The following is a 21,613-nucleotide window of genomic DNA, read 5'->3' as shown; positions in this document are numbered from 1 at the left end:
ATACACCTAACCTTTCAAAAATCCAAATTTATCTTTCGGGGAAATGACAAACCATACCTTTCCCACAATATATTTCTTATTGATATTTCCGATATCACCATACCGGCTGTCCTCACTGTTATTTCTGTTATCGCCAAGTACAAAATACTCACCGCTTTCCAGAGACACTCCGTCGGATGCCAATCCCGCATTACTGATTTCAGGAAAATTCTTATTTTCATTATATACTTCTCCGTTGACCAATACTGCTCCGTTGGATATCTGTACAGTCTCACCAGGCAGACCGACCACGCGGCCGATATGCAGAGCCGCATCATCACTTCCACTGGTTTTATATACAATGATGTCTCCCCGTTCAGGTGAGGATACTTTATAAACAGCCCTGTTTACAAAAAAGTGTTCTCCAACCTGCAGTGTGGGCTCCATGGCACTCTCCTGTACAGTCACTGATTGAAACAGCGCAATTCCCGCCAGAATGCCAAAAATGAGCACTACCGCTATCTGAAATATCCAGTTAAGGATTCCCCGGACTTTTTTATCTTCAAGTTTTATTTCCAGCATATCTCTGGTCTCTTTCAGTGCCGGACTATCTTTCCATTTTCTGATATTCATCCAAATCTCCTGACAGATGGAAAAAGAGGGACAATACACAAGTTATTGTCCCTTCTTCTGCTAATTCATGAAATTATTTAACAAGCTCTTTAACCTTAGCTGCTTTACCCACACGATCTCTTAAGTAGTTCAGTTTCGCACGACGTACTTTACCACGACGGATAACTTCTACTTTTACTACATGTGGGGAATGAAGTGGCCATGTTTTCTCAACGCCTACTCCGTTAGAGCTCTTTCTTACAGTAAATGTAGCTCTGTTGCTTCCGCCCTGTTTCTTGAGAACTGTTCCTTCAAAAACCTGAACACGTTCACGGTTTCCTTCTTTGATCAGTGCGTGTACTCTTACAGTATCACCTGTGTTGAATGCCGGTACTTCAGCTTTTAACTGAGCTGCTTCGATGTTTTTGATAATTTCGTTCATTGTATTTTCTCCTATTCTTATATGGATGTTCTTAATACATATCCTGTAACAGAGGACCATCTTTTTTCACAACAGTTGTGATTATACTATATAGCCTGATGTATTGCAATACTTTTTGCAAATTTTTTACCAGCAGATTACTTCACATCCTGTTTCCGTAACCAGAACAGTTACTTCCCACTGGGCTGAAGGAAGTCCGTCCTCTGTACGGACTGTCCACTCGTCAATCTCATCCGTATAAATTTCATCGCTTCCCATATTTACCATCGGCTCTATGGTAAACATCATACCCGGAACCATCAGGACACCTGTATTCTCTTCAGAAACAAAGCTTACCCATGGATCTTCATGGAACTCAACTCCCACACCATGTCCACCGATTTCTCTGACTACAGAATATCCGTTTTCTACTGCATGTTTATGAACTGCACTTCCCATATTTCCGATCGGAGTCCATGGTTTCACCTGGGAAATACCAATCTCAACACATTCTTTTGTGACCTTGACAAGTTTTTCTTTCTCCGGACTCACTTTACCGATGCAGAACATTCTGGACGAGTCAGAATAATAACCATTATATATTGTAGATACATCAACATTGATAATATCTCCCTCTTTCAGAATCTGCTCTTCATCCGGGATTCCATGGCATACCACTTCATTTACAGAAGTACACACGCTCTTTGGAAATCCTTCGTAATTTAACGGTGCCGGGATTCCCCCATGCCGTACAGTCTCTTCATGTACCCATCTGTCAATCTCTTCAGTGGATACACCTGGTTTAATATGCTCTTCCACATAATCAAGAACTGCGATATTGATTTTGCAGCTTTCTTTTATTTTCGCGATCTGTTCGGGTGTTTTGATCAGATCATGATCGATCACTGCATATCCTTTCTGCTTCATTATTTCCATTTTTTCATCAAATGCCTCATGGCATTTTTTATATTTTTTTCCGCTTCCACACCAGCATGGATCGTTTCTTCCAATTTTCAAAGACATGATAATTCCTCTTTCTTTTTTCTTATGTAGGGTACAGCGCATCATCACCATTACAGGAAACTGTGTACTGTTTTATCATACCACATTTTCTCTCGGAAATGTGAACTGTTATTGGTAAAATTACTCGTTATCTTTCGTGAATTGTAAGAAAAAGCATCTGCATCAAAGCATTTTTCAAACACACTCCGGAATTGAAAAATCCGGCAGTTTAATTGCTGCCGGATTTTTCAGAATCAGAAGTCTTATCTGTATTCATAATCTGATTAAGCTCATTTATCATCTCATCATCTTTCAGACGAAACTTTACTTCCACTCGTCTGGATGCATCCTTATCTACATTCCCATCGGAATCCAGAACCGGATTGGCTGAACCATGACCATTTACGGTCAGATAATTCTGAAGTTCTGAAATCTCATCAGAACTCAGGAAGTTCTCCCTGATTTCCGTCAGATACTGTGCAACTGCGAGAGAACGTTTCTGAGAAAGCTCCAGATTGTAATCATAGTCTCCGTCTGTGTCTGTATAACCGTCAATGATGATCTCAGCCAGATACTTCTTATAATCTTTCTGAAGAAGCACCTTACAGTAAATCGGAAGGATATCTGCAAGTTCCTGTTTGCCCTCATCTGTCAGTTCTGACTTATCATAGTCAAATAATACATTTGCATTGAGGGTAAGAGCACCTGTCTGAGCATCAATATCAACACTTACATTGTTTTTGGAAAACTCCTTCTGCAATGCTTCAATAACATCTGCCTTGACACCGATGATATTATCAATTTTCTTTTGCTGTGTTGCAAGAAGAGATGTTTTTTCATCAAGGCTGGCCTGCTGTTCCTTTAACTGTGCTGCCAGTTCTGCAAGAAGCTTTTTCTGCTTGTCAAGCTGTTCATCCTGGGAACTCAGCTTGCTGTTTTTCTCGTCCAGCTCACTCTGCTGTGCCAGAATTTCCGCTGTATACTGCTCCTGAAGAGCTATCTTGTCATCTCTCTCCTTAATACTCTCATTATAACTTTTCTGAGCCTGAAAAAGAGTCACACACATAATCAGTATAAAAAGGAGCAGCACACCGGCCATCATATCAGAATAAGACCGCCAGACATTAAATCCGCCCTCTTCTGATTTCTTTCTTTTGCGCATATTTTTCTCCTTTTTCTATTTAAATAAGCTGAATTTACCTTTCTGGTTTTTGGAAATATTTTTCATATTTTTGTTCATTTCCTCCAGAAGTGCCTCCTGACGTTCGCTCTGTTCTTCCAGAAGCCTGCGTATTTCTTCTGCGGATTCTTTCTGCGCCGCACTCTGAGCCGCCTTTCCGCCGGAAAGATAAATATTGTTATCCTCTTTCTGAACAGAAATGTCTGCAAAAAGTTTGCGCACCTCTTCCATTGTTTCATAGGTCATCTTCTGATAAGATACAAAGTCCTTCATTTTTGCATCCAGTTGTTCCACCAGTCCGCGGTTCGCTTCAAGCACATCTTTTCCTGCCTGATTTGCGGCAGAAACCTTTTCCATTCCCTGTGCAGCAGCTTCCACATATTTCTGCATTGTCTGATTGCAGGCAACCCAGAATTTGGCAGAAGATTTCTCGGATTCATGCAGATAATCCGCAATGCGCTGATAATCCTGCTGCTGAAGCTTCTGGATTTCCTGATTATCCTGTGTGATTCTTGTTGCCGTAGACATATAACGGCCCTGAACCTGTCCCAGTTCATTTACAAGGTCTTTCATAGCTTCACTCTGTTTTGCATATGAGGTATTCAGCTGATTACTCATCGTCTGATAGAGCCTTGTAGTATAATCAATATTTTCTTTCTGCGCTTCCTTCAGCTGTACAAGAGCTTCGTTGAAATCTGTGAACTGCATTTTAAATGAACCGTTCATCTCCCGCAAAAAAGTACGCAGGATATCCTGAACCACATCCTCCTGACATTTTGTTACAGATTCTGTCAGAATCTCCAGAGATTCTGTCATCTTCTGGAAAGTAGGATTGATTGCTTTCTCAAAACTCTCTGCCATCTGTGAGGTAAGCTGCTCTGCCATCTGTTTCATGGCTTTTGTCTGAACCTTCTGACTTGCAAGCATCAGGTTTCTTGACTCGCTCTCAGCCGCCGGAAGTACATAAAGATGAAATCTCTCCAGAAACCCCTGAAGCTTCGCATCCATTCCGGAATAAACGCTTTTCATTCCGGAACTGTAGATCAGTGCAAATGCAATTCCATAGATAGAAGTAAGGAATGCTACTTTGATGCCATCTACCAGGGCAGATACAGAGGTAGTCATTGTCTCATAGCTGGATGGCTCAAAACTCTTAAGCCCCCATACCAGACCAATAAAAGTACCAAGAATACCAAGGCTGGTAAAAATATCCGGTGCCATTTCCAGAATCTTCTTATGTACATAAAGATCAATCTCGTCCTCATTTATGTAATCTTCAACATCTCCGATTCCTTCCTGGTTTTTCTCCATGGCATCTACAAAGCTGTCCATTCTGTCATCCAGATATTTATGTTCAAACATCCCCTTCAGGCAGGAAAGATCTTCGCTTTTGGCTTTTCCGGGTATTTTGAATATACTGGAAAGCTCCTGCGTTCCTCTTGCAAGAGCCTCTCCAATGCTGTCTACCCGAAACATACCGCCAAACAGTCCGGCCAGATAGATCACAGCCATAACAGCGAGGAATGCAAAGTTATAAATCATCGTGCCTGATGAACCATTCCCGGTCAGCAGCGTCATGGCAACACATCCACCAAGCACCACCAGAAAAAGAACCGTATTCATAATTTTTTTGCCCATAATACACCTCCTGTGATTATTTGCAGATTCTGCACAAAATTACAGACAATTTCCTTTTTCGTATATCATATCACAACGTCATATCTGTCACAAGTAAAAATATAGTTACTGTTCACAGTAACGTAGCCAAAAGTTACTGTTCACTCCGTTCTCAGTAACACGCTTCGCGATGCACAGAATTTATGCTAATCGCATAAATTCGCGCGGTATATCTCGGGTTTTCTGTGACCTTCGCTCACAAAAAACACCTCGCGGGATATTACCAGTGAACAGTAACAGCCAAAATTCATTCCAGATTGCCTGCGGCAATGGAATTTTGGCTTGTATGTCTCGGGATAGTGGTGTATAAACAGTAACAAAATATATTAAAAGTCCGGCAGAAAAGCTGTACTCAAAGCACAGTTTTCCACCGGATTATTTTACAGAATTGTTATATTTCAGAATAAACTTTATCTTCTTCCAGAAATCTGGCTTTTCCATCTTTTACTTCAAGCAGATTGATACTGCAGTTTGGAGGCACACATCCATGCCAGAAATGTTCCGGATCCTGATAGACATTCTGAAGCAGTGCACGAACTGCACATCCATGAGAAGAAACAAGAATTGTTTTGTCTGCCAGAGCAGGATCTGTCGTTTTCTCCACCCAGAATTCTCTGGTGCGTTTCAGGATATCAGAAATGTTTTCGCCGTTTTGAGGACGTTCAAATTTCTGTGGCTCTTCAAAGAAAATTTCCATTTCATGGCTGATGATCTTCCCTTGTTCATCCTTAAACCGGCTTCCTTCAAGAACTCCGAAATCAATTTCCTGGATTCTTTTATCCTCAATAACAGGAATCTGCCTGTTTCCCAGCACATAATGTGCTGTCTGTCTCGCTCTTGCCAGAGGACTGGTAAAACAGATATCAAACGGAACATCTTTTAATGCTTCTCCTGTTCTTTTCGCCAGTTCAATTCCTTCCGGTGCAAGGGGAATATCCATTGCCCCCTGCACTTTTTTCAGTTTATTCCACTGAGTTATCCCATGTCTTAATACATAAATCAGCATTAACTTCTCAACTCGATTCCAAGGTCTGTCAGACCATTCAGGATTTTCTTCATTGCAGCTGTAATCTCGCTCTCTTCCAGAGTCTTGTCATGGTGACGGAATACCAGAGAATAAGCCATGGATTTATATCCTCCTTTAATCTGGTTTCCTTCATAAATGTCAAATAACTGATAACTCTCCAGAATCTTTCCACCTCTCTGAGTCAGAATATGTTCAATCTGTCCTGCAAGAACGGTTTTCGGAACGACCATACTTAAATCGCGGGTTACTGCAGGATATTTTGCAATTCCTGTGTATTTATGGTTGAAGCTTGCAAATTCAAGAACCGTAAGGATATCAATCACTGCCACATATGCCTTATCACCGATTCCATAAGTATCTGCAACCAGAGGATGAACCTCTCCCAGATAGCCCACAACCTTACCATCATAAACCATATTTGCCTGTCTTCCGGGATGAAGGTAAGTTTTTCCGCTGTTTGGATCATAATCTACTTTATCTCTCATTCCTACTTTCTCAAAGAACTCTTCACATACACCTTTCATGTCAAAGAAATCGCCGTTTCCATACATACCAAGTGTAAAGTGCATACGCTCATCCGGAAGTTCTGTAAGAGGAAGTGCTTTCGGACGATATACATTACCAAGTTCATAGAGACGTACATCTTTATTTCTTCTGTTATAGTTCGTAGCCAGAGAACTGAGCATACCGTTTAAAGTAGTTGTTCTCATGACACTGTAGTCTTCTCCCAGAGGATTGCTGATCACGATTCCCTGACGGAGCTTACTGTCAGCCGGAAGTCTTAATTTGTCAAATACCTTCGGACTTTCGAAAGAATAGGTCATTCCTTCAGAGAAACCACAATATTCCGCAATATCACGTGCCACTGCTTCAATACGAAGTTTAAACGGAAGCTTACCTGTTGTAGCTTCACCTGTAGGCAGAGTAGTAGGAATCTTATCATATCCGAAAAATCTTGCAACTTCTTCTGCAACATCAGCTACATAATGGATATCCTGACGGAAAGTAGGAGCTACGATCTCATTTGTTTTTTCGTCATAGGTCAGTTCTACTTTTGCCAAATAAGCAAGCATTTCTTCCGGTGTCAGGTCAGTTCCAAGAAGAGCATTAATCTTCTCCGGTTTGAAAGGAACTCTGGATGGTTCTCTTACTTCATTGCAGATATCTACCATTCCACCTACGACTTCACCTGCCCCAAGTTCCTCCATCAGCTGGCATGCTCTGTCGATAGCTGCCTGCGCATTGTTCGGGTCAAGACCCTTTTCGAATTTACCGGAAGCATCTGTTCTCAGACCGATTCTCTTGGAAGAAAGGCGGATATTTGTTCCATCAAAACATGCAGCCTCGAAAAGAACAGTTTTTACATCGTCTGTGATCATAGAATTCTCTCCACCCATGATACCGGCAATACCAACTGCTTTCTCACCGTCACAAATCATCAGTACCTGATCATCCATGGTACGTTCCTGTCCATCCAGCGTTACAAATTTCTCATCATTCTCTGCACGACGTACAACGATTTCTTTTCCTGCAATCCTGTCCAGATCATATGCGTGCATTGGCTGACCAAATTCTTCCATTACATAGTTTGTAATATCTACCAGATTATTGATCGGACGGATTCCATTGGAAGCCAGACATCTCTGCATCCATTTCGGAGATGGTCCGATCTTAACATTCTTTACGACTCTTGCGCAGTAACGTGGACAAAGTTTCGGATCTTCTACCGTTACTTTTACATAGTCAGAAGCTTTTTCATCATTTCCCTTACACTCTACAACAGGAGGACAGAATTTCTCATTAAACGTAGCTGCCGCTTCTCTTGCAATTCCCAGTACGCCGTAGCAGTCAACACGATTGGATGTGATTTCATATTCAAAGACAACATCATCCAGGCCCAGTGCCTTGATCGCACTCTCGCCTACAACAGCGTCTTCAGGAAAAATATAGATTCCGTATTCCGGTGCTTCCGGATACATTTCTCTTGTGCTTCCCAGCTCTTCGATGGAACACATCATACCATAGGAATCGATTCCGCGAAGTTTTCCTTTTTTAATTTCAATTCCACCCGGTGTTTTCTTTCCGTCATGTCCACCGGCAACACGTCCACCGTCAAGAACAACAGGAACCTTATCTCCCTCTTTTACATTAGGAGCGCCTGTAACAATCTGTACAGTCTCTGTTCCGATATTCACCTGGCAGATGATCAGTTTATCTGCATCCGGATGTTTCTCAATTTTTTCAATCTGACCGATCACGATCTTATCCAGATCTGCGTCCAGTTTTTCAAAGCCTTCCACTTTTGTTCCTGTCAGTGTCATGGCATCTGTATATTCCTGTGCTGTCACATCAAGATCCGGCACATACATTTTAATCCAAGATAATGAAGTATTCATTTTGTTAATCCTCTTTCTATATTATAGCTCAGACTTATAGCAGCTTTCCCGGACAGAAATTTCCTCTTGGCTGCATAGCTCTGTTGTTTCAGACAGTCATTTCATCAGAACTGTTTCAGGAAACGGATATCATTCTCATAGAGCAGTCTCATGTCATCAATCTCATATTTCAGAAGTGCAATACGTTCAAGACCTACGCCAAATGCGAATCCTGTGTATTCTTCCGGATCAATTCCGCACATGCTTAATACATTCGGATGAACCATACCGCAGCCAAGGATTTCAATCCAACCGGAACCTTTACAGAAACGGCAGCCTTTACCACCACACTTGAAACAGGATACATCCACCTCTGCGCTTGGCTCTGTGAACGGGAAGTGATGTGGTCTGAACTTAGTTTTTGTCTCAGGTCCGAATAATTCCTGTGCAAACTCCTGCAAAGTTCCCTTAAGATCTGCAAAAGTGATGTTCTTGTCAATAACAAGACCTTCGATCTGATGGAAAGAAGGAGAATGTGTTGCATCTACTTCATCTGAACGGAATACACGACCAGGTGCAATCATACGGATCGGCAGCTTTCCTTTCTCCATAGTACGTGCCTGAACCGGTGAAGTCTGGGAACGAAGAAGGATAGAATCGTTGATAAAGAAAGTATCCTGTTCATCACGTGCCGGATGATTTTCCGGAATATTCAGTTTAGTAAAGTTGTAATCCGCATACTCTACCTCCGGTCCCTCTACTACTTCATAACCCATACCAATAAAGATACGCTCTACTTCTTCCAGGGCGATGGTGTTCGGGTGACGGTGACCGATTTTAGCTTTCTTTGCAGGTAAAGTCACATCAATCACTTCCTGTTTCATCTTCTCTTCACGTGCTGCTTCTTCCAGTTTCTGTTTAGATTCATCAAGAAGTGCTTCTATCTTGCTTCTTGTTTCGTTTACAAGCTGTCCAACCTTCGGGCGCTCTTCCGGTGCAACATCTTTCATACTCTTTAAAATTGCAGTCAATTCACCTTTTTTACCAAGGTATGCCACACGTACTTCGTTCAGTTTTTCCAGACCTTCGGATTCACTGATCCGTTTTCCGGCTGCTTCAGCCAGTTCCTGAAGTCTTTCTTTCATATCCATGTTCTCTTTCTCCTTTATGTCATAATGTCAGAGAAGAAAAATCGTTACTGAGAACAGAATGAACAGTAACGTAAAATCTGACTCTGACTTGATAGCCACAAATCGCTCCGTTGCAAAAGCAGTTCTCGCAATTCATGTTATAATAGCAGAATTGGCAAACAAAAAACTCCGTCCCACTAAAGGGACGGAGTAAAATATCCGCGGTACCACCCTGCTTCCTGCATTTTCTACAGGCTCTCGGTCTGCTTAACGCGCAGTAACGTCATTTCCTACTCAGTAAATACTGTCATTCAGAAACGCGGCTCCGGTGGGAAATTCAGGAAATATCTGAACCTGAGGCAGCTTCCAGCCGATGGCTTCCTCTCTCTGACGGAAAATAAATCCCTGTAAACACCTTCTAAGCTTTTCATGATTATCAACACTAGTAATCATGCCACAGACGTCAAAATCTGTCAAGTACCATTTACATTATTTATTTTTAAGATATTCATCGATACCTTTGGCACCAGCTTTACCTGCACCCATGGCAAGGATAACAGTAGCTGCACCTGTAACAGCATCACCGCCGGCATATACACCATCTTTAGATGTCTTACCTGTTTCTTCTTCAGCAATGATACATCTTCTCTTATTGACTTCAAGACCTTTTGTTGTAGAAGAAATAAGAGGGTTCGGGGAAGTACCAAGAGACATGATAACTGTATCTACATCCATGTCATATTCAGATCCCGGAATTTCAACCGGACGACGTCTTCCGGAAGCATCCGGCTCACCAAGTTCCATCTTGACAACCTTCATACCTTTTACATGACCGTTCTCATCTACAAGGATTTCCTTCGGGTTAGTAAGAAGATCAAAGATGATTCCCTCTTCTTTTGCGTGATGAACTTCCTCTGCTCGTGCAGGAAGCTCTGCTTCACTTCTTCTGTATACGATATGTACTTCAGCACCAAGTCTTAAAGCTGTTCTGGCAGCATCCATAGCAACATTACCACCGCCTACAACTGCTACTTTCTTTCCTGCTGCGATCGGTGTATCATAAGAATCATCAAAAGCTTTCATCAGGTTGCTTCTTGTAAGATATTCGTTGGCAGAGAATACACCGCTTGCATTCTCACCCGGGATACCCATGAACATTGGAAGTCCGGCACCTGATCCGATAAATACAGCTTCAAATCCTTCGTCCTCGATCAGCTGATCAATTGTTGTGGATTTACCGATAACAACATTCGTCTCGAATTTAACACCTAATTCTTTAACTTTTTCAATTTCTTTCTTAACAACTTTCTGTTTCGGAAGACGGAACTCCGGAATACCGTAAACAAGAACACCGCCAAGTTCATGAAGAGCTTCAAATACAGTTACATCATAACCAGCTTTTGCAAGATCACCTGCACAGGTAAGTCCGGAAGGACCGGAACCGATCACTGCAACTTTATGTCCGTTCTTAACTTCTGCTCCAACAGGTTTGATATCATGTTCCAGAGCATAGTCAGCAACAAATCTCTCCAGCTTACCGATAGAAACAGCTTCGCCTTTGACTCCGCGGATACATTTACCCTCACACTGGGATTCCTGAGGACATACACGTCCACAGATAGCCGGAAGTGCGGAGGATAATCCGATCACTTTGTATGCCTCTTCGATCTTTCCCTCTTTGATCTCTTCAATAAATCCAGGAATATTAATGGATACAGGACAGCCTTCCACACATTTCGGTTTCTTACAGCCTAAGCATCTCTGTGCTTCTTCCATTGCTTCTTCCTGATTGTATCCAAGACAAACTTCTTCAAAGTTTGTTGCACGTACTTTTGGATTCTGTTCTCTTACAGGAACTTTCTTTAACATCTTTGCATCTGCCATTACTTGTCACCTCCACAATGTCCACATCCGCCATGATGGGTATCACCTTCCTGAAGTTTCAGTAATGCACGTCCCTCTTCAGTCTTATACATCTGGCTTCTCTTCATAGCTTGGTCGAAATCAACGAGATGTCCATCGAATTCCGGTCCGTCTACACATGCAAACTTAATCTCATCGCCAACCTGAAGGCGGCATGCGCCACACATACCTGTTCCGTCAACCATGATCGGGTTCATGCTGACAATTGTATGAATGCCAAGCTTCTTGGTAAGAAGACAGACAAATTTCATCATGATCATCGGTCCGATCGCTACACAGACATCGTAATGTTTGCCTTCATTTGTTACCAGATCCTCAAGAGTCTTGGTAACCATACCTGCACGGCCATAGGAACCGTCATCTGTAGTAACATAAAGATTGGAAACTTCTCCCAGTTCTTTCTCAAGGATAACCATATCCTTAGTTTTTGCACCAAGAATAACATCTGCTGTGATTCCATGTTCATGGAGCCATTTTACCTGTGGGTAAACAGGGGCTGTACCAACACCGCCGGCAACAAATACCATTTTCTTTTTCTTTAATTCTTCGATATCTTCCTCAACAAATTCAGAAGGACATCCAAGAGGTCCTACGAAATCGCGGAATGCATCTCCTGCTTTTAATTCTGCCATCTTGATGGTAGATACACCAATCTCCTGGAATACGATTGTGACCGTACCCTCTTCACGATCATAATCACAGATAGTAAGAGGGATTCTCTCACCCTTCTCATCTAACTTAACGATAATAAATTGTCCTGGCTGACAATGGCTTGCAACACGCGGTGCGTGTACAACCATAAGATGGATCTTAGCTGCCAGTGTTTCAGCTTTTAAAATCTTATACATGGTTTTCCTCCTCGCAAATAATAAACCTCTATTAATAATACGCCAAAATCTGACATATGGCAAGGGTTGATTTGTAGCATATATAAGATTTTTTTCACTTTCAACACTCTTTTTCTATCATTTCATATAATTTTGCCAACGCTTCCTTAATACCGCCAACCTCATCGATCAGCCCTTCTTTTACTGCCTCTTTTCCTTCCAGCATGGTTCCTACATCTTTTACCAGCTGAGAAGTATCAAGCATCAGCTCTTCCAGACGTTTCTGAGATGCTCTGGAGTGTTCGGAAATAAATGTAGTGATACGGTCCTGAATTTTCTCCATATTCCGGTAAGTCTGAGCCACTCCGATAAACATACCATTGGAACGTACCGGATGGATCACCATCGTAGCACTTGGTACTGCGAAAGAATAGTCCGCAGATACGGCCATCGGAACTCCGATAGAATGTCCGCCGCCCAGAACCAGTGACACTGTTGGTATACTTAATGAGGCAATCATCTCTGCAATGGCAAGCCCAGCCTCCACATCTCCTCCCACTGTGTTTAAAAGGATCAGCAAGCCTTCTATTTCTTCATCATCCTCAATGATGGCAAGCTTTGGAAGTACATGCTCATATTTTGTAGTTTTGGAATGGGAGGGTGCAGACTCATGACCTTCCACCTCACCAATGATGGTCAGAAGCTCTACCTTGTGTTTTCGGGAATTGCTGTTTAAAACCACCTGTCCCATATCTTTGATCTGCTCATTGGTACTTTCCTGAACTTTATTTTCTGACTCCTGTGTCTCACAGTTTTGCAGCTTCATCCCTGTTTCAGACTCTTCTCTTTTTTCTCCATATCTGTTTTCAGACATAAAAATACCTCCATTTTCTCTATGGAGGTATTATGTGTGTTTCTTTTATAAACTATACATGTCCGACAGCAATAACCCAAAACAGGCAGTCTCAATATACCTGCGGTATTTTACTGCTCATCCCAGTTTGTCCAGTAATCTGTGACATCATCGTCATCATCCAGAAGATCCAGAGTTCTCTGAAGATCCTTGAGTGCCTGCTCATCTGTAAGCTCCACATAAGTCTGAGGAATCATGGCAACCTGTGCTTCTGCAATAGGCAGACCTGCTTTTTCCAGAGCTTCGCGAACTGCACTGAAATCATCCGGAGCAGTGAGAATCTCATAACTGTCCTCTTCCTCGCTGAAGTCCTCAGCACCGGCATCCAGAGCAAGCATCATAATCTCGTCTGCATCCATCTCACACTCTTCTTTGTCAATAATGATCTGACCTTTCTGATCAAACATATAGGATACACATCCCTGAGTTCCGATGCTTCCGTTACCCTTTGTAAATGCATTACGTACATTACCTGCTGTACGGTTCTTGTTGTCTGTCAGAGTCTCAACAATGATAGCAACACCGTTCGGACCATATCCTTCATATACAGCTTTCTCGTAGTTGTCTGCGGAATCAGCACCTGCTGCTTTTTTGATACCACGTTCGATTGTATCGTTTGGCATGTTGTTTGCTTTCGCTTTGGCAATTACATCACGAAGTTTGCTGTTGTTATTTGGATCCGGACCGCCTGCTTTGACAGCCATAACCAGCTCACGTCCGATTACTGTAAAAATCTTACCTTTTTTTGCATCGTTTTTCTCTTTCTTATGCTTAATGTTTGCAAATTTTGAATGTCCTGACATCTTTCTTTCTCCTTTTGTTAATTATTTTTATCTGCTGCTGTTTATACAGCAACATTATTATCCCGCTCCACCTTAACCTTGCCAATGGTTTTATTACCAATAGACAAGATCGTAAAGCAGTATCCAATCGCTTTTATGCTTGTATCAACATCCTTATCTGTAGGAATATGTCCCAGAATATTGGTCAGATAACCGTTCAGTGTTTCAAACTCTGTATCCCCAAAATCTGCATCCAACTCTTCTTCCACATCCTCCAGATAAGCAAGCCCGTCAATGATCAGACTGTTATCTTTCTGTGCGCGGATCGTAATTTCATCCTCATCATATTCATCCAGAATATCTCCGACAATCTCCTCCAGAATATCCTCCATGGTAACGATCCCGGCTGTCTGGCCATATTCATCCACAACAATTGCCATATGGATCTTTCTGGCCTGCATAGTATGAAAAAGATCTCCAATCCCCCTTGTTTCAGGAATCAGGGATGCCTGGCGGATAATTCCGGGCAGTTCCTTCAACGGTTTGAACTTCGCCCAGGGATTCTGTGTCATAAACTTAAGCGCATCTTTATAATGGACAATTCCTTTGATATTGTCAATATTCTCCTCATATACCGGATAACGGGAATTCCCCTCTTCCAGCATAGTGTCAATCATGTTCTTGAGTAATATCTCCTCGTCAAAGGCCACCACATTCTTTCTGTGAGTCATGATATCATGGGCTTCTGTCTCATTAAAAGATATGATATTCTGGATCATTTCCGCCTCATTCTCCTGGATAACGCCCTGTTCATGAGCTTCATCTACAATGGAAATGATTTCCTCTTCTGTGACAGACTTTTCTGTACGGTTTATCTCCACACCAAAAGGCACTGCTGCCAGTCTGGCGATCCAGGTGACAGATACAGTAAAAGGCTTTAACAGATTCAGCCAGAAATGTACCAGGTTCAGATACTTATATGCATAAGCTTCAGGATGATAAGTACCAACCCGCCGAAAAGCCAGAATACCGATTGCAGCAAGAAAAATCACACACAATGCCATTACCAGGATCAGTGCAGGCACATGCTTTATGTATGGATAAAATGCATCCACAGCATATGGGACCAGAAAAGTACCAAAACAAATACCACATGCCATTACGATCAGCGGAATTGCATTGACAAACTGCGCCGGTTTGTCGATCAGAGCCATCAGCATCTGTGCTTTTTTATCGCCTTCCTCTGCTTTCTTCTGTGTATCATTCTCACTTATGTTTCTCAGCGCTGCGGCAAACCCGTAAAAGATTCCATTCAGCCACAACAGTAACAGTAAAACAAATAAGCCCCAGAGGGGCATACTACTGCCATCTTCCATTATATTATTCAGTCTCCTCCTTATTGAATATGCGTAATTACTGGTAAAATATATCACTTTCTCCATTAATCGTCAAGATACTGACCGGACAGAGATACCAAAAATTACTGTTCATTTATTGTTCACGCACTACTATCCGAGACATGCAAGCCAAAAAATCGTAATACCGGATCAGATGATATATCCCTTAAAAAGTAAAATCAGAACGTAAGCTCCAGGCTGATCTCAAGTGCATGATTCACCTTATCCAGCATCGCATCATCCAGATGACAGACTTTATCTTTTAATCTTCTTTTATCTATAGTACGAAGCTGTTCCAGCAAAATCACAGAATCTTTTTCAATCCCATAGAGTTCCGCATTGATCTCAATATGTGTAGGAAGCTTAGCCTTGTTCATTTTTGATGTAATAGCAGCACAGATCACTGTAGGACTGTGCCGGTTACCTACGTTATTCTGAATGATCAGAACCGGCCGGATTCCACCCTGTTCACTCCCCACTACAGGGCGAAGATCAGCATAAAATATATCCCCTCTTTTAATTACCACACAATTCACACTCCGATTCTTTCCGGTTTCAATTTACAACATTGCCATAAGAAGAAACCTTGTTATCAGCCGGATATTTTCTGTCCGGTTAAGATAAAGTATTTCCACCTTTTTCTTGTGTATACATGCGTGGTATATAAAAATCAGTTATCGCTCACTTCGTCTCTATTCAGCAAACAGTAACATTATATTTCTTTCCCGTTTTTAATATAGACTCTCGGCACACGCGGGCTGATATCACAGGCAAACTCATAGGAAAATCTGCCACAGAGATCACCAATCTCCTCAATACCGATAAACTCATCCCCGTCTCTGCCGATCAGTGTTACCTCATCGCCCTTCTTCACATCACCAATCTCAGTCACATCTACCATAAACTGGTCCATACAGACTCTGCCAAGGATCGGAGCCTTTTGTCCATGTATCAGAACCCAGCCTTTATTGGAAAGCTGCCTGGAATAGCCGTCTGCATAGCCCACCGGAATAGTTGCCACACGAATCTTCCTGTCAGCCACATAAGTACCGCCGTAGCTGATCGCTGCTCCGGCAGGAACGTCCTTCACATAAGTCACATGACTCTTAAGTTCCATAACCGGCTCAAGCTTTACAATATCTCTCTCCACCTCAGAAGAAGGATAAATTCCATAAATTGTGATTCCGGCGCGGACAATATTCAGATTTGCTTCCGGCATACGTATGATGCCCGCACTGTTAGAACAGTGATGCAGAGGAATTTCCACTCCTGCCTCTTCTACGCGCCTTGAAAAATCCAGATACCGCTCCAATTGTACCATAGCCGGACTTCTGTCATACTCATCTGCTCTTGCAAAATGAGTAAACATACCCTCAATCTTAAGATTTGGAAGTTCTGAAATTTTTTTAATTTCCTCTACATTTTCCTGTACATCCGCAAAACCGATCCTGGTCATTCCTGTGTCCAGAGCAATATGAATATGTACAGTTTTTTTCTGCAGAACCGCTTCGTCTGAAAGTTTCCTTGCCTCCTCATATTCGCACACTGCAGGACGGATCTCATAACGGACAAGTTCCGGAAAATATTCATCAAAAACAATTCCAAGGATCAGGATTGGTTTTGTAATCCCGGCTTCTCGCAGATGAATCGCTTCTTCCGCAGTTGCAGCCGCAAACCCCCAGATATAATCATAATCCTCAATGAGATGTGCAACCGGCACCGCGCCATGTCCATAAGCGTCAGCCTTTATGACTGCGATCATCTTTGTCTCTTCTGCAATATTTTTTCTCATTTCCCGGAAATTATGTTCTACTGCATCCAGTGAAATGACTGCTTTTACTCTGCTATCTTTCTTCATAATAATTTTCCTCTGTTATTTTTTCATGTTAATATCTGCAAATTGTTTCACAGATTTACTGCCTCAAAATGAATATTCTATCTTAGTATTTCCGGCAGAAAACAGATGATATCTCCTGCGGTCATCCCTCGCTGCCCTACTGTTTCAGCAGCCAGATCACCTGCCAGCCCATGCACATATACACCAAGTGCAGCCAGAATAACAGGAGAAAATTTCTTTTCTGCTGCCAGGTACATACACTGTATACCGGCAAGCACACCACTTAACACATCTCCACTTCCCGCTGTAGCCATTCCTGCATTACCCGAAATGTTCAAATACATATCTCCAAAAGCATCTGCCACCACAGTACAGGCATCCTTCAGAACGCAAACCGCTCCAGACTCCTTTGCATAATCAGCTGCAGTCTGTGCCAGACAATCCTGGATCTTACCGATTTCTTTTCCGCACAGACGACTCATCTCACCAATATGAGGTGTCAGGATCACATGTTCCCCGATAAAACACTTCCAGTTGTCATGGACTGACAGAAGATTCAGGCCATCTGCATCCAGAATTACTGTTTTTTTACACTCAGCTGCCTTCGCCAGGAACCACTGAGCTCTTTCCCTGCTCTGCGCTCCGGTTCCAAGACCCGGTCCTATCACAAGCACATCACACCAGTCAAGCATTGCCTGGTTTTTTTTCTCATCAAAATCACAGGTGATCATGGCTTCCGGCAACAGTGTCTGCAACGGAATCCTGTTGGCCTCCACGGTCTGAATTCTCACCATTCCCGCAGAGCTTTTCAGAGCAGCTGCTGCACTCAGATATGCAGCTCCGCACATTCCTTCGCTGCCAGCTATAAGAAGAACCTTACCGAAGGTTCCTTTATTTCCATAGGGAACTCTCTCCGGAAGCATTTTTAAATCTTCACGTTCCAGATGATGCATACAGATTTTCTTTCCGGGTATGGAATAGATTCCGATATCCGTAACAACGATCTCACCGCCATACATGCGTCCGGGATAAAAACACAGCCCTCTTTTGCGAAAAGCAAAGGTAACCGTAAGATCTGCCCGGAATGCAATCCCCTTCTCAAATCCGGTATCTGAGTCAATCCCGGATGGAATATCCACAGCTACTTTATACGCAGATGCCCGGTTCATTGTACTGATAAGCTCTGCATATTTTCCCTCTACAGGTCTGCTCAGTCCAACCCCAAAGATGGCATCTACTATAGTAGTATATTCATCCGGATCCAGGTTATGCACCCGGGGCACCTGATAATATTCTGCTGTTTTAAGCTGTCCGGCAGTTTCAGCAGTCATTTTCTCTTCCTTACCCGCAATATAATACCAGGTTCTGACTCCTCTCAACTGAAGCAGTCTGGCAATCGCCAATCCGTCTCCGCCATTGTTGCCGGTTCCGCAGACCACAAGGATTTTCTCTTTTTCTTTATTCTTTAATCTCTGTACAATCTCCTCAACCGTCTTTAATGCCGCCCTCTCCATAAGTACTGGAGACGATATCCCGGCTTTCTGAATCGTATTATGATCCAGTTCTTTCATCTCAACAGCAGTTACAATCTCTCTCATCTGTTCACCTCCTGTTTACAATAACACATTTACATACAAGAGAAAAGCTGTGATCAGATGACCACAGCCTTGTGTTTCACAGTTATCCCTTACATCCCTTCATGTTCCTTTCTGTACTCACTCAGGTTATAGGACAAAGTCATAAGACTCTCTGAAAGATGTACGTTCTCTACCATTACATCCTCCGGGGCATCCAGATCAATATGTGCAAAATTCCAGATTGCCTTAATTCCATTATCAATCAAAATCTTTGCCATCTCTTTGGCTTTAATTTTAGGAAGAGTCAAGATCGCGATCTCAACCTCATTCTCCTTCAGAAACAAAGGAAGATCGCTCAACATCTGAATCTCAATTCCACGAACTGCAATCCCCTCAAGTACAGGATTGACGTCAAAAATACCAACCAGCTTAAATCCGCGCTTTTCAAAATCCACATAATTGGCCAATGCCTGTCCCAAATTACCGGCACCCAGAATAATCATCGGATGTACAGTATCCAGCCCAAGGATCTTACCGATTTCTGTATACAAATAGCGTACATTATAGCCGTAACCCTGCTGACCAAAACCACCGAAATTATTTAAGTCCTGACGAATCTGGGAAGCCGTCACATGCATCTTCTTGCTAAGATCATTTGAAGATATACGCTCTACATTCTCCTCCATCAATTCACCGAGGTAGCGGTAGTACCGCGGCAAACGCTTGATTACCGCTTTCGAAATTTCCTTAGCTTCCACAAATTTTCCCTCCTTAGCTTATCTATGTCAATTATACCCAGATGTTATTTTATTGTCAAATTAAATTTGTACTTTTTGACCAAATATTTCTGTATTTTTTTATCAATTTCATTCTGAAAAATTCCCCGGAATATCATATTTTCTTCCATGCATCCATCCGGTGCTTTCTTTTCTCTGGACAAAATCTCTTAAAATGCTTTCAAAAACAGGCATTTTCGATTATAATAGTACGCGGACAAATTACAAACGGAGGAATTCCTATGATTTTATCATGTCAGAATATCTGTAAATCCTTTGGCGAAAAAATCATTCTCAAGGATGCCAGTTTCCATATAGAAGACCGCGAAAAGGCAGCTCTCATCGGCAATAACGGTGCAGGCAAGACGACTCTGCTGCGAATCATTATGCATGAGCTCTCCCCGGATTCAGGAAACGTGGTACTTGCCAAAGATAAAAATATCGGCTACCTTGCCCAGTATCAGGACATTCATGGCCATCATACCATTTACGAAGAACTGATTTCCACCAAACAGCACATTATTGATATGGAGAACCGTCTGCGCTCTCTGGAACAGGAAATGAAAACCACCACCGGAGATGCTCTGGACAGCCTGATGAATACTTACACAAGACTGAGTCACCAGTTTGAACTGGAAAATGGTTACGCTTACAAAAGTGAGATCATGGGTGTATTAAAAGGTCTTGGTTTCACAGAAGAAGATTTCGAACGCCAGATAGAAACTCTTTCAGGCGGCCAGAAAACCCGCGTAGCTCTGGGTAAACTGCTTCTTGCCAGCCCTGACATTCTTCTTCTGGATGAGCCTACCAACCATCTGGATATGGAGAGTATTTCCTGGCTGGAAACCTATCTTCTGAATTACCCGGGTGCTGTATTTATCGTATCCCACGACCGTTACTTTCTTGACAAAGTTGTAACAAAAGTTGTGGAAATCGAAGCAGGAAATATGCGTATGTACAGTGGCAACTATTCTGCCTATGCCCTGAAAAAAGCCCAGCTGCGTGACGCCCAGTACAAAGCCTATCTGAACCAGCAGCGGGATATCAAACATCAGGAAGCAGTCATTGCCAAGCTGAAATCCTTTAACCGCGAGAAATCCATCAAACGTGCGGAAAGCCGCGAGAAAATGCTGGATAAAGTCCAGCGCATTGATAAACCACAGGAGATTCAGAATCAGATGCGCATTTCCCTGGAACCAAGATTTGTCAGCGGAAATGATGTCCTTACTGTGGAAAGTCTTTCCAAATCTTTTCCCGGACAGACACTTTTCAGTGACATCTCCTTTGAGATCAAACGTGGAGAACGTGTAGCCCTGATTGGCAATAACGGCACAGGCAAAACCACCATGTTAAAGATCATCAATGGGCTGATTGATGCAGACAGCGGCAGATTTACTCTTGGTTCCAAGGTACAGATTGGCTACTATGACCAGGAACACCATGTTCTTCATATGGAGAAAACTATTTTTGAGGAAATCTCAGATGCTTATCCCACACTTACGGAAACAGAAATTCGAAATATGCTGGCAGCATTCCTTTTCACAGGGGATGATGTATTCAAACTGATCTCCGCTCTGTCCGGCGGAGAAAGAGGTCGTGTTTCCCTCGCCAAGCTGATGCTGTCCGAAGCAAACTTTCTGATCCTCGATGAGCCCACCAACCATCTGGATATCGCTTCAAAAGAGATTCTTGAAGAGGCATTGAACAGTTACACTGGAACAGTATTCTATGTTTCCCACGACCGTTACTTCATCAACCAGACAGCTACCCGGATCCTGGATCTGACCAATCAGGCAATTGTAAATTATATCGGAGATTACGACTATTATCTGGAGAAAAAAGAAGAGCTGACGGAAAAATATGCTCCGGCTGCCGCTCAGGCTGTGACAGAAGCAAAGCAGGCTTCTGATAACAAGCTTTCCTGGCAACAGCAGAAAGAAGAACAGGCCCGCCAGCGAAAACGAGAGAATGAACTAAAAAAAGTAGAAGCCCGCATTGAAGAACTTGAAACCAGAGATAAAGAGATCGACGAAACCATGATTCTCCCGGATATCTGCACAAATGTGGCAGAATGTGCGAAACTCAGCAAAGAGAAAGCCGCCATTACCGAAGAATTAGAAGGATTATATGAAAAATGGGAAGAACTTGCATAATGCAGGTTCTTCCCATTTTCGCAGT

Annotated in this window: 18 protein-coding genes and 1 other annotated feature; of the genes, 1 reads left to right on the top strand and 17 read right to left on the bottom strand. The window is 42.6% G+C overall.

All coding sequences use genetic code 11. The features are described from left to right. Positions 1-6: 6 nt before the first annotated feature. The 17 genes from lepB to LJE09_RS07005 all read right to left on the bottom strand — a co-directional run bounded on the left by lepB (position 7) and on the right by LJE09_RS07005 (position 19,417). Complete coding sequence (gene lepB / locus LJE09_RS07085; RefSeq protein ID WP_118566422.1) at positions 7-612, bottom strand: signal peptidase I; 606 nt, start codon at positions 610-612, stop codon at positions 7-9. 73 nt (positions 613-685) lie between these two features. Continuing rightward, positions 686-1,033: a 50S ribosomal protein L19 gene (gene rplS, locus LJE09_RS07080; RefSeq protein WP_008703911.1), complete on the bottom strand. Its 348-nt coding sequence runs from the start codon at positions 1,031-1,033 to the stop codon at positions 686-688. Positions 1,034-1,159: 126 nt separating this feature from the next. Next, the gene (locus LJE09_RS07075; RefSeq protein WP_008703912.1) at positions 1,160-2,035 is read right to left on the bottom strand and encodes a methionyl aminopeptidase; all 876 of its coding nucleotides are present in this window, start codon (positions 2,033-2,035) and stop codon (positions 1,160-1,162) included. A gap of 208 nt (positions 2,036-2,243) precedes the next feature. Then, positions 2,244-3,176: an OmpA family protein gene (locus LJE09_RS07070; protein WP_055052420.1), complete on the bottom strand. Its 933-nt coding sequence runs from the start codon at positions 3,174-3,176 to the stop codon at positions 2,244-2,246. A 15-nt stretch (positions 3,177-3,191) separates the two neighbouring features. Next, entirely contained in the window at positions 3,192-4,832 is a 1,641-nt protein-coding gene (locus LJE09_RS07065; protein WP_118566421.1) for a MotA/TolQ/ExbB proton channel family protein, read from the bottom strand. Positions 4,833-5,262: 430 nt separating this feature from the next. Next, positions 5,263-5,877, bottom strand: a complete 615-nt coding sequence (locus LJE09_RS07060; RefSeq protein ID WP_022379995.1) for a histidine phosphatase family protein — start codon at positions 5,875-5,877, stop codon at positions 5,263-5,265. Beyond that, complete coding sequence (pheT, locus tag LJE09_RS07055; protein ID WP_008703916.1) at positions 5,877-8,294, bottom strand: phenylalanine--tRNA ligase subunit beta; 2,418 nt, start codon at positions 8,292-8,294, stop codon at positions 5,877-5,879. The genes LJE09_RS07060 and pheT overlap by 1 nt, the downstream gene beginning before the upstream one ends. Positions 8,295-8,398: 104 nt before the next feature. Continuing rightward, complete coding sequence (gene pheS / locus LJE09_RS07050) at positions 8,399-9,418, bottom strand: phenylalanine--tRNA ligase subunit alpha (RefSeq protein ID WP_026648180.1); 1,020 nt, start codon at positions 9,416-9,418, stop codon at positions 8,399-8,401. A 183-nt stretch (positions 9,419-9,601) separates the two neighbouring features. After that, positions 9,602-9,833, bottom strand: a binding site (T-box leader). A 59-nt stretch (positions 9,834-9,892) separates the two neighbouring features. Further along, positions 9,893-11,287 carry an NADPH-dependent glutamate synthase gene (gene gltA / locus LJE09_RS07045; RefSeq protein WP_055057464.1) on the bottom strand — a complete coding sequence of 465 codons (1,395 nt, stop codon included), beginning with the start codon at positions 11,285-11,287 and terminating at the stop codon, positions 9,893-9,895. Further along, on the bottom strand, positions 11,287-12,174 hold the full coding sequence (locus tag LJE09_RS07040; RefSeq protein WP_055052424.1) for a sulfide/dihydroorotate dehydrogenase-like FAD/NAD-binding protein: 888 nt from the start codon (positions 12,172-12,174) through the stop codon (positions 11,287-11,289). The genes gltA and LJE09_RS07040 overlap by 1 nt, the downstream gene beginning before the upstream one ends. Positions 12,175-12,274: 100 nt before the next feature. Continuing rightward, positions 12,275-13,027, bottom strand: a complete 753-nt coding sequence (locus LJE09_RS07035) for a ClpP family protease (protein ID WP_022379998.1) — start codon at positions 13,025-13,027, stop codon at positions 12,275-12,277. 110 nt (positions 13,028-13,137) lie between these two features. Beyond that, positions 13,138-13,869, bottom strand: a complete 732-nt coding sequence (locus LJE09_RS07030; RefSeq protein ID WP_008703925.1) for a YebC/PmpR family DNA-binding transcriptional regulator — start codon at positions 13,867-13,869, stop codon at positions 13,138-13,140. 41 nt (positions 13,870-13,910) lie between these two features. Continuing rightward, positions 13,911-15,224 (bottom strand): hemolysin family protein, encoded by a 1,314-nt coding sequence (locus LJE09_RS07025; RefSeq protein WP_070102655.1) that lies wholly within the window; start codon positions 15,222-15,224, stop codon positions 13,911-13,913. A 200-nt stretch (positions 15,225-15,424) separates the two neighbouring features. Then, positions 15,425-15,772, bottom strand: coding sequence for a type II toxin-antitoxin system PemK/MazF family toxin (locus LJE09_RS07020; protein ID WP_020994045.1), 348 nt, complete (start codon positions 15,770-15,772; stop codon positions 15,425-15,427). 185 nt (positions 15,773-15,957) lie between these two features. Beyond that, complete coding sequence (gene alr, locus LJE09_RS07015) at positions 15,958-17,103, bottom strand: alanine racemase (protein ID WP_195981266.1); 1,146 nt, start codon at positions 17,101-17,103, stop codon at positions 15,958-15,960. Positions 17,104-17,180: 77 nt separating this feature from the next. Beyond that, entirely contained in the window at positions 17,181-18,680 is a 1,500-nt protein-coding gene (locus LJE09_RS07010; protein WP_008703935.1) for a bifunctional ADP-dependent NAD(P)H-hydrate dehydratase/NAD(P)H-hydrate epimerase, read from the bottom strand. An 89-nt stretch (positions 18,681-18,769) separates the two neighbouring features. Next, positions 18,770-19,417, bottom strand: a complete 648-nt coding sequence (locus tag LJE09_RS07005; RefSeq protein ID WP_008703936.1) for a redox-sensing transcriptional repressor Rex — start codon at positions 19,415-19,417, stop codon at positions 18,770-18,772. A gap of 260 nt (positions 19,418-19,677) precedes the next feature. Here LJE09_RS07005 and LJE09_RS07000 point away from each other — a divergent pair, with 260 nt between their 5' ends. After that, complete coding sequence (locus tag LJE09_RS07000) at positions 19,678-21,588, top strand: ABC-F family ATP-binding cassette domain-containing protein (protein WP_008703937.1); 1,911 nt, start codon at positions 19,678-19,680, stop codon at positions 21,586-21,588. Positions 21,589-21,613 lie beyond the last annotated feature (25 nt).

The sequence above is a fragment of the Blautia sp. DFI.3.45 genome (assembly GCF_020593505.1).
In the GTDB taxonomy this organism is placed as follows: domain Bacteria; phylum Bacillota; class Clostridia; order Lachnospirales; family Lachnospiraceae; genus Blautia_A; species Blautia_A wexlerae.
This window is presented reverse-complemented; position numbering and strand designations above follow the sequence as displayed.